The sequence below is a fragment of the Acidovorax sp. KPB24-07 genome (assembly GCF_057543315.1).
On sequence record NZ_BAAJYS010000329.1, the window covers coordinates 1 to 3,655 of the forward strand.

The following is a 3,655-nucleotide window of genomic DNA, read 5'->3' on the forward strand; positions in this document are numbered from 1 at the left end:
CCAGCAGCACGTCGCTGCCCGCCAGGGGCACGCCGGCGTTGCGCACGATGTCGGCCACCAGGCCCAGGCCGTCGGTGTTGTCGGCGGCGATGCGGCCGTCGTCGCCGAAGGTGAGGGTGTTGGCCGCGCCGGCCAGCCGCACCCGCTCGCTGCCCTGGGCGGCCAGCCGTGCGGCGTCGAGCTTGAAGGGCACGGTCACGTTGCAGCCGCGTCCGCCCGCCGCGGCGAAGTCGGCCAGGGCCTGCGCGAAGCCGTCCAGCGGCACCAGCCGGCGGGCATACGACAGGCGCTCGCCGGTGAGTTCGGCGAAGCGCGCATGGATCCAGGGCGAGCGGCTGTGCTCGACCGGGTTGCCCATCACGCAGTAGGAATCCACGGGCGAAGTCATCGGGGTGTCGTGCGGAAGAAAAGCGGCAAGGAAAGTACGGCGCAGGACGTACGGCGAAGGGGGGCGCGGCGTCAGCGCACGCTGGTTTCCAGGGTCTGGTCGCGCGTGAACTTGAAGCGCGAGACCACGGCGATCTGGTCGGCCTTGGCCCGCATGGCGGGGCCGAACACGCCGAACGGCCCGGCCGAGCGGGCGATGGCCTGGGCGCGGTTGTCGAGCAGGCGGTTGCCCGAGCCCTGCACGATCTCGGTCTCCAGCACCGTGCCGTCGTGGTTGACGGTCACGATCATCGTCAGCTCGCCGTAGAGCTTCTTGCCGGCCTGTTCGGGAAAGTTGTCGGTGCCCTTGTCCTCGATCTTGCGGCGCAGCCCGTCGTAGTAGATCGCGTAGACCTCCTCGCGCGTGGCGGGGCTGATGTAGCGCTTCTTGGGGCGGGCGTTCTCTTCGTTGATGCGCTTTTCGATCTCGGCCAGCAGCTTGATGAGCTGGCGGCGCTTTTCCTCCTGCGCCAGGGCGTCGGCGCTCTGGCTGGGCTGGCGCGGGTCGGGCACCGGCAGGGTGGCCAGCTGCTTGCGCAGCTGGGCCAGCAGCTGGCTTTGCTGCTCCTGCATGGCGTCGAGCTTGCGCTGGGCCTCCTCGAAATCGTCGCCCACCGCCGTCAGGGCCGAGTAGGGCAGGGGGCTGGTCGCGCGGCCCTTGGCGGCCTCGCCGCCGCCGGCCAGCGACGACTGCGCGATCGCCTGGGCCTTGTCCGGCCGCTCGCTGGACTTGGCGTTGACCAGGATCACTTCCAGCGGCGTGTCCTGGAAGACGCGGTTGAAGCTCTCGGGGTCGATGAACCGCACCGACAGCAGCACCGCATGCACGGCGATGGACACGCCGAGCGCCAGCTGCAGCGTGCTGAATCGTTGGAAGAAGGCGGGCAGTTTCACGGCGCCCGATTATCCGTGCTGGCGCTGGCGCCGGCCTCGGTTTCGTTCACGTCCACCGCGATGGCGATGGGGCCGGCCACGGCCTCTTCGTCGTCCTCGCCTGCCTCGTCGCCCTGCGGCGTGGCCTCGGCGCTGTCGGCGGGGCTGTCCAGGCGCTCCAGCACGGTGCCGTTCACGTCGAGCGTGATCTCGTCGATCTCACCGAGCTTGACGCGCACCCGCGCGCCGCGCGGCAGGTTCTGCGCGCCCAGCACGGGCAGCACCAGCGGCAGCGTATCGGCCCGCACGAGGAAGCTGCCCCCTGGGCCTTCCTTGAACACGGTGGCCTCGATCTCCGTGATGCCGTTCTGCTGCAGGTACTGCAACGTCCAGAAGCGCTCCATGCCGGCCTGGTAGCCGTTGTAGGCGCTGTAGGCCGCATCGAAGCTGCTGATGACGGAGAACAGGTCCGCGTCCTTGGGCTTGAACGGCGCGGCCAGCGCGGCGGTCTTGCCGTGGCGCACGCACGCGATGATCTGCCACTGGTTCACCAGGTCCACGTAGCGGCGCAGCGGCGAGGTCGCCCAGGCGTAGCTCTTGACGCCGATGCCCGCGTGCGGCAGCGCCTTGGTGCCCATGCGCACCTTCACGCCAGGCGCCAGGCTGGCCTGGCTGCGGTAGATGCCGGGCACGCCGTGGTCGGCCAGCAGGCCGCCCCAGGTGCTGTTGGCCACGATGGCGGCCTCGGCCACGATCAGGTCCAGCGGGGCGCCGCGCCGGCGCGTGGTGATCGAGACGGTCTCGCGGCCCTGCGGCTCGGCGCCGTCGTTGCCGGTGAGGCGGAAGTTGTAGTCCGGCCGGTTGAAGGTCTCGGGCTTGCCGCGCACCACCTCGCGCTGGGCCTTGAGGCTTTGGGCCAGGCGGTACAGAAACGATAGCTGCCCGCGCAGCTCCAGCAAGCGCTGGGGGGCTTCCGGGGCCTGCACCGTGGGGTCGGTCAGCCAGGCTTCGGTGACGATGTGGTCCAGCTGGTCGTGGCGCAGGTTGGCCGCCACGGGCACGCGTTCCAGCTTGGTTTCGGTGCCGGTGACTTCGAGCGTGGCCTCGTCGATGGTCACGTAGAGCGACACGGCCGGGTTGGCGCGGCCCTCGTCCAGGGTGTAGATCTTCACCACCTCGTCGGGCAGCATGGTGATCTTGTAGCCGGGCATGTACACCGTGGACAGGCGGTTGCGCCCCAGCTGGTCGAGCGGCGTGCCCGGCACGATGGCCAGGCCCGGCGCCGCGATGTGGATGCCCAGCACCACGGTGCCCGTACCCAGGCCCTGCACCGACAGCGCATCGTCGATCTCGGTCGTCTGGGAATCGTCGATGGAATAGGCCTGCACGGGCGCCAGCGGCAGGTCCTCGGGCGGCTGCGGCGCGGTGATCGCCGCAAAGCCGGTGCCCTTGGGAAAGTTGTCGAACAGGAAGCGCTTCCAGTGAAACTGGTAGGCCGAGTCGATGGCGCCGGCCCGCTGCAGCAGATCGAGCGGTGGCAGGTGGGTGGCGCGGCTGGCCTCCACCACGGCCTTGTACTCGGGCGCGTTCTTGTCGGGGCGGAACAGGATCTTGTAGAGCTGCTCGCGGATCGGCTGCGGGCATTCGCCCCGGCCGAGCTGCTCGGCCCAGTCGGCGATCTGCTGCAGCACGAGCTTCTTTTTCTCGATGGCGGCCAGCGCCTGCTGCAGGATCTCGGCCGGCGCCTTCTTGAAGCGGCCCTTGCCCGCGCGGCGGAAGTAGTGCGGCGCCTCGTACAGCGCGAACAGCGCGCCGGCCTGCTGGACGAGGGTGGCGTTCTCGGAGAAATAGTCCCGCGCCAGGTCGGCGAAGCCGAATTCGTCCTCGGGGGCGAACTCCCAGGCTAGGTCGAGCTCGATCGACGCGGCCACGGCCTGCGCCTGGGCGAGCATCTCGGCCGGGGCGGGTTTTTCGAACCGGATCAGCAGGTGGGCGGCCTTGACCTTCACCCGTTTGCCCGAGTCGAGCTCGATCTGGGCGGAGCTTTCGGCCTCGGAAAGGATGCGTCCGGCGAGAAATTTGCCGGCTTCTTCAAACAATGCATGCATGGGCGGGATTGTCCCATGGGCGCCCGAGGGGCCGACCGGGCGGCCCTGCCTATGATCGGCCCTTTGCCTTGGCCAACCGCCCCATGCCTTTGTTCAACGCTTTCGCCGCCGCGCTGGCCACCGTGGCCGTGGCGCTGCCGTTCCTGTTCGCGCACACCCAGGCGCCGCTGTCCAATTTCTGGCCGCTGATGGTGTCGGGCGCGTGCGCCCTCGTGCTGGCGGGCCTGGCGATCGGCGGCGGCCTGGGG

The 3,655-nt window shown here is 69.7% G+C and carries 2 protein-coding genes and 1 pseudogene; all 3 read right to left on the minus strand.

Annotation, left to right across the window (positions count from 1 at the left end; translation table 11 throughout):
• Positions 1-388 (minus strand): annotated as a pseudogene (aroE, locus tag AC27IQ_RS20260) (shikimate dehydrogenase); the annotation flags it as partial.
• A 71-nt stretch (positions 389-459) separates the two neighbouring features.
• On the minus strand, positions 460-1,320 hold the full coding sequence (locus AC27IQ_RS20265) for an energy transducer TonB (RefSeq protein ID WP_317356109.1): 861 nt from the start codon (positions 1,318-1,320) through the stop codon (positions 460-462).
• On the minus strand, positions 1,317-3,407 hold the full coding sequence (locus AC27IQ_RS20270; RefSeq protein ID WP_487090568.1) for a ribonuclease catalytic domain-containing protein: 2,091 nt from the start codon (positions 3,405-3,407) through the stop codon (positions 1,317-1,319). Before AC27IQ_RS20270 ends, AC27IQ_RS20265 begins: the two co-directional genes overlap by 4 nt.
• Between the last annotated feature and the right edge of the window lie 248 nt (positions 3,408-3,655).